The 8,947-nt window shown below is 38.1% G+C and carries 7 protein-coding genes and 1 pseudogene; 5 read left to right on the plus strand and 3 right to left on the minus strand.

All coding sequences use genetic code 11. The features are described 5' to 3' along the window. Both ACESK1_RS10675 and ACESK1_RS10680 read left to right on the plus strand, forming a co-directional pair. Window positions 1-402, plus strand: a pseudogene (locus tag ACESK1_RS10675) (alanine dehydrogenase); the annotation flags it as partial. 66 nt (window positions 403-468) lie between these two features. Beyond that, window positions 469-846 (plus strand): hypothetical protein, encoded by a 378-nt coding sequence (locus tag ACESK1_RS10680; RefSeq protein ID WP_372920169.1) that lies wholly within the window; start codon window positions 469-471, stop codon window positions 844-846. A 65-nt stretch (window positions 847-911) separates the two neighbouring features. Here ACESK1_RS10680 and bcp read toward each other — a convergent pair whose 3' ends face one another. Continuing rightward, window positions 912-1,364, minus strand: coding sequence for a thioredoxin-dependent thiol peroxidase (bcp, locus tag ACESK1_RS10685; protein ID WP_372920170.1), 453 nt, complete (start codon window positions 1,362-1,364; stop codon window positions 912-914). A gap of 30 nt (window positions 1,365-1,394) precedes the next feature. Between bcp and nth the strand changes: the two genes are divergently transcribed. Then, window positions 1,395-2,051, plus strand: coding sequence for an endonuclease III (nth, locus tag ACESK1_RS10690; protein ID WP_372920171.1), 657 nt, complete (start codon window positions 1,395-1,397; stop codon window positions 2,049-2,051). Window positions 2,052-2,327: 276 nt separating this feature from the next. On the opposite strand, the gene ACESK1_RS10695 is transcribed toward nth, so the two are convergent. Next, window positions 2,328-2,912 (minus strand): RNA polymerase sigma factor, encoded by a 585-nt coding sequence (locus ACESK1_RS10695; RefSeq protein WP_372920172.1) that lies wholly within the window; start codon window positions 2,910-2,912, stop codon window positions 2,328-2,330. Between the two features lie 241 nt (window positions 2,913-3,153). Here ACESK1_RS10695 and uvrA point away from each other — a divergent pair, with 241 nt between their 5' ends. Beyond that, on the plus strand, window positions 3,154-5,940 hold the full coding sequence (gene uvrA, locus ACESK1_RS10700) for an excinuclease ABC subunit UvrA (protein WP_372920173.1): 2,787 nt from the start codon (window positions 3,154-3,156) through the stop codon (window positions 5,938-5,940). 172 nt (window positions 5,941-6,112) lie between these two features. After that, a complete protein-coding gene (locus tag ACESK1_RS10705) occupies window positions 6,113-7,360 on the plus strand; it encodes a hypothetical protein (RefSeq protein WP_372920174.1) in 1,248 nt (415 codons plus the stop codon). 78 nt (window positions 7,361-7,438) lie between these two features. On the opposite strand, the gene ACESK1_RS10710 is transcribed toward ACESK1_RS10705, so the two are convergent. After that, entirely contained in the window at window positions 7,439-8,902 is a 1,464-nt protein-coding gene (locus ACESK1_RS10710) for a lipopolysaccharide biosynthesis protein (protein WP_372920175.1), read from the minus strand. Window positions 8,903-8,947: the final 45 nt, after the last annotated feature.

The following is an 8,947-nucleotide window of genomic DNA, read 5'->3' on the forward strand; positions in this document are numbered from 1 at the left end:
GTAAGAGGAAAAAACCGCTCACCGGTCCTTATCACCGATACTATGGTGCAAACAATGAAACGCGGTGCTGTAATTATTGACGTTAGTATAGATATGGGTGGCTGTGTAGAAACCAGCGAGGTTACTTCTCACGACCAGCCGATCTTCACCAAACACGATATTATACATTACTGTGTTCCAAATATACCTTCCCGTTATGCGAGAACTTCTTCGCTTTCCATCAGCAATATCTTCACCCCTTACCTTTTACACATTGCAGAAGAAGGCGGTCTGGAAAACACGCTGAGATTTGACAAAGGTTTAAGAAATGGTTTGTACTTTTACCACGGAATTCTAACCAATAAATCTATAGCAGACTGGTTTGATCTTTCTTACAGAGACATCAATTTGCTTATCTTTTAGGCTGAATTTCTTAAAAAATTAAATCACCAAATCTTAATAATAAGATTTTCTATCAGATAATTTAAAATGAAATTAATTCACCGTATAGGTTACTTTTCTGTAGGACTATTTTTTGGTATAATCCTTCTGCTTTTTTTTCTCGGCGGAAAAAGGGCCTCCTGTGATTATACACCAACCGACAGGGTTTTAAAAAATATCCGCACAAAATCCCGGGCGTATTCTCCTGAAGTTTTACGTTATTTTGAAACCAACAATCTAGACACCGCGAGGGTTTCAGCGATACTGGAAACCGGGGATGTGGATTTTGACAGAAGTAACACCGAAGGCGATCCTTGTAATGTTTACCTGATTTACGATGAGATAAATTCTGAAACGCTGGAACTACAGATAGAAAACTGCGACAGCCTGGCCACTTTTAAAACAGCCAGATTGGTTCAGGATTAAAAATCAGGAAAGAGAAACTTACCGGTGATTAATTGCCGGCATTTTTCTCTTTTCAGAAATTTATATTATTCCAGGATCTGTGCAGTGTGTTCTTTGGTTTTCACCTTCTTGATCACATCCTCAATTTTTCCTTCTTCATTAATTATAAAAGTAGTGCGGTGAATGCCATCATATTCTTTTCCCATAAATTTCTTCGGTCCCCATACACCATAGGCATTAATCACTTCCTTGTCTTCATCGGCCAGTAAGGGAAATGGGAATTCATATTTATTTTTAAAGTTTGACTGGCGTTTTTTAGAATCGGCACTTACGCCAACCACAGCATAACCTTTTTCCTGAAACTGTTCCCAGTTGTCCCTAAGATTACATGCTTCAGCAGTACAACCTGGTGTACTAGCCTTGGGATAGAAAAAAAGCACTAGTTTTTTGCCTTTGAAGTCTGAAAGTTGAACAATGTTTCCATCCTGGTCTTCGGCTTTAAAATCCGGGGCCTTATCGCCCTCTTTCAATGTTGTCATAATTCTTACTTTTGTGTAAAATTAAGCAATATGAACAAAGCAGAAAAGGTACAGTTTGTTATAGATACCTTAAATAAAATATATCCCGAAGTTCCAATTCCCTTAGATCATAAAGATCCATACACGTTGCTCATTGCGGTTTTACTTTCAGCCCAAAGTACAGATGTAAAAGTAAATCAGATCACTCCTGAACTTTTCAAGATTGCCGATAACCCTCACGATATGATTAAACTTAGTGTAGAAGAAATTAGGGAGATCATTAAACCTGTGGGACTTTCCCCAATGAAATCTAAAGGGATTCACGGACTTTCTGAAATTTTAATTGCCAAACACAATGGCCAGGTTCCCGCCGATTTTGAAGCTCTGGAAGAATTGCCTGCTGTTGGGCATAAAACAGCCAGTGTAGTGATGGCTCAGGCATTTAATATTCCTGCATTTCCGGTAGATACTCATATTCAGAGGTTGATGTACCGCTGGAATTTAAGCAATGGGAAAAATGTGGTTCAAACCGAAAAAGATGCCAAGAGACTTTTCCCGAAAGATCTTTGGAATAAACTTCATCTTCAAATTATCTGGTATGGTCGGCAGTATTCCCCTGCCCGGGCCTGGGATCTAGATAAAGATATTATCACGAAAACCATAGGTAGAAAAAGTGTTATAAAGGACTATCTGAAAAAAAGGAAATAAAAAAGACCTGTAGGCTAACAAACAGGTCTTCTTTATAATCACTCCTTAAATAACAATAGTCTTTACTAGTTAAGAAAGGTTTCAAACTTCATACTCTGATATTTGGTAATATTCAAAGCTCTTGAATAATTTAAAAGGAAATTAACTGTCTCCTTTTTTGGATTTAATTCATTCAATTTTTCCTCCTTCGAGGCGTTTTTTGTGTAAAAGTTCCCCATTATTTACTTTTTTCAGTGGATATATTAGATAACGCAATGAATTTGGGGATAGTATAAATTAGTTTGTTAAAATTAGGTTGTGCTTATCTATTATTTTTCTGAGATTTATTAAGGCGTATCGCATCCTACCAAGGGCAGTATTTATGCTTACTCCGGTACGTTCAGATATCTCTTTGAAACTCATATCTTTATAAATTCGCATTGTTAAAACTTCCAGTTGATCTTCAGGTAATTCCTTAATTAGTTCCTGCACATCAAATTCGATCTGGTCTTTGATAAGTTGAGTTTCAGCATTAAGATCAGAATCGCTCAGGACAGAAAAAATATTAAAATCGCCATTGTTTTCAAATTTTGGCATACGTTTATTTTTTCTGAAATGATCTATCACCAGATTATGGGCAATACGCATTACCCAGGGTAGAAATTTACCTTCTTCATTATACTTCCCTCTTTTAAGGGTATTGATCACTTTAATAAAGGTATCCTGAAATACATCTTCAGCGACATCCTTATTAAATACTTTCGAATAAATAAAACTGTAAATTCTTTGTTGATGCCGGGAAATTAGTTGGGAAAGTGCATTTTCATTTCCGTCGAGATATTCACGCACGAGAATAGCATCGCTTACTTTAAGGTTCTCCATATTAGTTACTTTTGTTCAGGATGGTAGGGGCAACCTGAGATTTAGGTTATTTAGTTTTAAAAGTAACTTTATGCAATAGGCAAGTTTGTTTTTTGGGATTAAACCTTGAGGTCAAATATAGCAAGATAAATTTGACAATTGCAAATAAAAGCTTAATACTTTAACATTACTATAAGAAATACGGGGCTTTTTCCCCTGCCGCTTATTGAGTACATTTGCATTTCAAGACCATACAACTAGCATGAATATTGACGTAGAGAAGGTTGATCCCAAAGAAAACATCATCATTAAAGGTGCAAAACTGCACAATCTTAAAAATATAAATGTAGTAATACCCCGCAATAAACTTGTGGTCATAACAGGACTTTCAGGTTCGGGGAAATCCAGTCTCGCCTTCGATACTTTGTATGCCGAAGGCCAACGTCGGTATGTAGAGAGTTTATCTTCCTATGCCCGGCAATTCCTCGGTAGACTTAACAAACCTAAGGTTGATTACATCAAAGGAATAGCTCCGGCCATAGCAATTGAACAAAAGGTGAATTCCACCAACCCGCGATCTACGGTTGGAACATCGACTGAAATTTATGATTACCTGAAACTTCTTTTTGCACGAATCGGGAAGACCTACTCCCCTGTTTCTGGAAAGGAAGTGAAAAAAGATACGGTTACCGATGTGGTGAACTATGTAAAAACATTTGCAGAAGGTGAAAGATTACTCCTGCTCGCCCCTATTCATCTTGAAAACGGAAGATCTCTGGAAGAAAAGATAAAAGTCCTGGCTCAACAAGGCTATAGCAGGGTGAAAATAAAAGATGAAGTAAAACGCATCGACGAAGCCGATCTTACCCATGCTAAAGCTTCTGAAACTTCATTGGTGGTAGACCGTATTGTGACCAAAGACGAAGAGGATTTTTACAATCGGCTGGCAGATGCTACTGATGCCGCTTTTTTTGAAGGAAAGGGAGAATTATATATTCAGAAATTAAGCGATAATGAGTTAAGGCATTTCAGCAATAAATTTGAACTCGATGGAATGAGTTTTCCTGAGCCGAATGTTCATCTTTTCAGTTTCAATAATCCATATGGAGCATGTCCTAAATGTGAAGGATATGGTGATGTAATTGGTATAGACGAAGATCTTGTGATCCCCAACACCGGTCTTTCTATTTATGAAAACGCAATTTTTCCGTGGCGCGGAGACAGCATGAGCTGGTATCGCGATCAACTGGTTAATAATTCCCACAAATTCGATTTTCCAATACACAAGCCCTGGTTCGAACTTACAGATAAACAAAAAGAACTTGTCTGGAATGGAAACCAGTATTTTGAGGGTATCAATCAGTTTTTTGAATTTTTAGAGCGTAAGGCCTATAAAATTCAAAATAGAGTTATGTTAAGCCGATATCGCGGAAAAACCCGCTGTAGTGCTTGTAAAGGGAAGCGGTTGCGCCCCGAAGCTCAATACGTAAAGATTGATGGCTATAGTATCACCGATCTTGTAGAAAAGCCCTTACATAAGGTAAGAGCATTTTTCAATGAGCTGGAACTTAACCAATATGATATTCAAATTGCAAAAAGACTTTTAACTGAAATAAGAAACCGTTTGGATTTTCTATCCCAGGTTGGGCTAGATTATCTTACGCTCAACCGTAAATCCAATACGCTATCAGGAGGAGAGTCGCAACGTATCAACCTGGCGACTTCACTCGGGAGCAGTCTAGTAGGTTCTATGTATATTCTGGATGAACCTTCCATTGGCTTACATCCAAAAGATACAGAAAGACTTATTGATGTTTTAAAACATCTTCGGGATTTGGGCAATACGGTGATTGTTGTAGAGCATGATGAAGATATCATGAACGCCGCTGATGAAATCATTGATATTGGACCCGAAGCAGGGACCAATGGCGGAGAGGTTGTTGCGGTTGGCAAAATGAAAGATATTCTAAAATCTACTTCGCTTACAGCTCAATATCTTAATGGAACTGAAAAAATCGAGTTGCCCCAGGAGCGACGTAAAACAAAAAGAAATATAAAGGTCACAGGGGCCAGGGAGAACAATCTTAAAAATATAGATGTTACTTTCCCCCTAGGTGTTTTTACTGCGATAACAGGAGTTTCAGGAAGCGGAAAAAGTACGCTTGTCAAAAGGATTCTTTACCCTGCAGCCCAGAAGGAAATTGGAGGTTATGGCGAAAAAGCAGGCCAGTTCACAGGTATTGAAGGTAATTTTGATAACCTCGGAAGTATAGAATTCGTAGATCAGAATCCTATTGGTAGAAGTTCCCGGTCTAATCCCGTGACTTATATCAAGGCTTATGACGATATTAGAAACCTTTTTGCAAGTCAGAAACTTTCCAAAATAAGGGATTTTACTCCTAAATTTTTCTCTTTTAATGTTGACGGAGGCCGGTGTGAGGTTTGTAAAGGAGAAGGAGAAGTGACTATTGAAATGCAATTTATGGCCGATGTGCATCTGGAATGTGAAGCCTGTAACGGCAAGCGTTTTAAGAAGGAAGTATTGGAGGTTACGTTTGCCGATAAGAATATCGATGATGTTTTATGTATGACCATTGATGACGCTACTGAATTCTTCCATGTCAATAAACAGGAGAAAATTGTAAAAAAATTACAGCCATTGAAAGATGTTGGCCTTGGGTACGTCCAGTTAGGGCAAAGCTCTTCAACGCTATCTGGTGGGGAAGCCCAGCGTATTAAACTGGCCTCGTTTCTGGTGAAAGGAAACACCAAAGAAAAAGCCCTCTTTATCTTTGATGAACCTACTACCGGTTTACATTTTCACGATATCAACAAGTTGCTGAAGTCCTTTAACGCCCTGATTAAAAAGGGGCACTCTGTTATCGTAATTGAACATAATATGGAGTTGGTTAAATGTGCCGATCATGTTATCGACCTTGGTCCTGAAGGAGGAGAAAATGGAGGGTATCTTGTAGCCTACGGAACCCCGGAGGAAGTTGCTAAAAATAAGAATTCATTCACCGCCAAATACCTTAAGGAGAAACTGTAATTCGTGCCGTACTTTTATAAAATACTGGATATCAATCTTATATATTTTGGGTGGCATCCAAAAAGTAGTATATCTAATGCTCCCGATACAGATTTCCTGACTTTGGCACGTAGTTTGTAACTTTTAAGATGTAACCCAATATTAAAGGGTTTCACAACTTAAAACTTTACAAATGAAAAATATTGCCCTCATCTTCAGTCTGCTTTTCTTCGGAATCTCAGCCTCCCCCTTGGAAGCTGCAGAGCTACGCAGAAATGCATATACAGATTCCTTCATCTTCATTGAAGACGGAGTGGAATTTGCTATCTATCCTAATGGAGAATTCGATTTCTATTTTAATCCTAACTTCAGAAGGGGAAATTCCGTAAACATTTCAACCCCGAATATGAATATCAGCTATAACTCGGGTTATAACTATGATCCTTATGTTCAGTATGATGATTATGGTGCGGTTATTCAGATAGAGAATGTTCCTGTTTATTATGATTATTATGGAAGAATTATACAGGCCGGAGATGTATTCATTGATTATAATCGTCAAGGCAGAGTGGCTCGGGTTGGAAATTTACAGGTAACATACAACAGGTATAACCAGTTTGCTCATTTTTCAGGATACATAAACCATTATAACAGGCATTATGTGTACAGACCATGGCACAGCTATTACTCACGTCCTCATAGTCATGTGAGTATTGTATTTAGCAGGCCTTACAGAGCCTACTATCAGCCTAACAGGTTAACTTATGTACAGCATAACACCTATTATACAAACAATTATAACACCTATGTAAATAGGAATTACTACCGCCCAGATCAGAAAGTAGTTTCCTATAATAAAGGTAGAAGAACCTCTGATAAAAGAGATCTGCAAAAAATAAACACTCGTAGATCAAGTCAGGTTGTTTCTGAAAATAATAACCGTAGGAGCGCTCAAAGCAATGCTAGAACTTCATCTTCAAGCAAAAAAAATGAGATAATTTCCAGGAGACAATCCAGCAGTAATTCAGCAGGAAAAGCTACCCGGGTAAATACCAACAGAAGTTCTGATGACAATGCTGTAAATACCCCTACAAGAACCCGCGCTAACACGCAAGCCAAAGGTAATAGAACACAGGCAGCAAAGTCTAAGGCTACCGCAAATAGAAATGAAAGAGTACAGCAGAACTCACAGAGAAAAGCCACTGCTCAAAGAAAAGCTACTCAGCAAAGAAAAAGTAATGTGACCAGGTCTACCCCGACTAATAGAAACACTAGTGCACGATCTTCTGGAAGATCCAATACAAGAGTTCAAAGCAGTGCCCCGGCCTCAAGAAAACCGGCAGCTGTTAAGTCTCAAAGAAATACCAGGTCTAGTGCCGTAAGAGGAAAATCTTCTACCCGAAAAAACACTTCGGCACGAAATATGAATGGTAGAGGATAAAAGTTCATAATTTAATTTTTTTGGTTGGTTAGTTGGAAACCCCTTCGGGCATCACAAATGTCCTGGGGGTTTCTCGTTTTATGAACCTTTTATTCCGAAGTACTTTTCTATCAGGCCTCGGGTTTCCGGGGAGAAATTTAATCTATACGCAGAAAATAAATAGAGTGAGCTTATCAGTAATGATTTGAGTGCAATATTTATAATAGGATGAAATGGAAATTCCCAGAAATAAAAACCTAAGCTAAAAGCAAGGGTAAAAAAGAGTACTAACCAGGTTTTAGGTAAAAAGGGAAGCAATCTGAATTTAGTATACACCAAATAGATCTTTGATGTATTATAAATCCCAAAAGCAAGAAAACTTGCCAAGGCGGCCCCTTGAATTCCATAAAGAGGAATAAAAATTATATTCAGAACAAACGCAAGAACAGCAAGAAAAACTCCCACTCCCAAAACAAGTCGGTAGTAATCTGAGTTAAAAAGAATGCTGTTATTATTCCCCAGAAAATTGTCGTAAAGCTTCACCAAAGAAATAAGCACAACAACCAGGATACTCAGTTCATATTCCTCAGGGATCAATTCATAGAGCTGTTGCACGTTACTGATGATAAGAATAAAGATCAATCCACTTACAATAAGAAGATTTAAAGAGCTCTTTTTATAAAGTTTTTCAAGACCTGTTTTATCTTTTAAATTCAGCATCTCGGCCGTCATTGGGTGCGTGATCTGGTGCATCGCTTTTTGCGGCACCGAAATAACCGTAGCTATGTAAACCATAATCCCATATATGGCCACATTTTCAATGGGTAAATAATGTTCAATCATTACCTTATCCAGGTCCAGCAACACCATTGCAACCGAAGCTGCAATGAGAATAAGAGAGGTATATTTTAATACACTGGGAAGGTTATCAGGAAGTTCCAGGCTAAATCGTGGCGTATACAATCTAAAAGCATAAACCGCCATGGCAAGGCTCCTAATCACGAAAACAAGCGCTATCCCATAGATGAACCAGTGCACACTTAATATCTCCAGAAATACCACGAAGAGAAGTAAACTAATACATATTCGATGAAAAACCTCCTTCATAATATTTCCAAAGACACTTCGGAAATGAACTTTGGACCAGGCAAAAAAGACCTCAAAATATGCTGTGGCAACCGCGATAAGAAAAATAAGCCAGATATAAGGTTGTACCAGGCCATTTCCGTTAGAAAAGTAATCCAGTAAAACATTATAGCTTAAAACCCCCAGCAACCCAAAAAAAGCAGAAACCACCAAAGGTAGAAACAATACCAGGTTAAGTAACCTGTCCTTTTCTTGTCGGGATCTATAAAAACTGAAAAATTTTACCAGCGTACTATGCACCCCAAATGCCATAAATGGCCAAATGAGATTAGCCGCTGAAAGCAGGAAACTTACAAGGCCGTAATATTCCTGTTCAAGAAAATAAGTGAAAAGGAAAAGAGTATTGAGTGCACCAATTCCAAAACCAAGATAAGTGGTGACAAGGTTTTTAAAAGATTGATTTAAAATTACACCCATAGTCTGTAATTACCTTAGCAAGTTAGCCAATTTCACAGTAAGTTG

Origin of the sequence: Salegentibacter sp. (genome assembly GCF_041642575.1) — a bacterium.
In the GTDB taxonomy this organism is placed as follows: Bacteria; Bacteroidota; Bacteroidia; order Flavobacteriales; family Flavobacteriaceae; genus Salegentibacter.